This is a genomic window from Pseudomonas peli (assembly GCF_050563605.1).
Lineage (GTDB): Bacteria > Pseudomonadota > Gammaproteobacteria > Pseudomonadales > Pseudomonadaceae > Aquipseudomonas > Aquipseudomonas peli_A.
The window spans coordinates 1-228 of sequence record NZ_JBNXUH010000506.1; the positions used below are offsets into that span (position 1 = coordinate 1).

The following is a 228-nucleotide window of genomic DNA, read 5'->3' on the forward strand; positions in this document are numbered from 1 at the left end:
TGTATAAGAGACAGGGTCATCGACACTCAGGCGGTTTTCCCGCACCAGGCGCCGGGAAAAATCATCACGGCGGTTGCGACGCAGGCGAGTGGCGGGAAACAGGCGATTGGCGGGGGKAAAGCTCACGGCAGGCTCCGAAGCCCGTAGCGACGGGGGGGGGGGAAAGCTGTCTCTTTTAAACAACTTACGCTGCCGGCGGCGCCCCCCGAGGGGTGAGTTTGTGGGGGG

At 63.9% G+C, this 228-nt stretch carries 1 pseudogene; it reads right to left on the reverse strand.

The features are described 5' to 3' along the window. A pseudogene (locus ACQ4LH_RS22315) lies at positions 1-126 on the reverse strand (hypothetical protein); the annotation flags it as partial. Between the last annotated feature and the right edge of the window lie 102 nt (positions 127-228).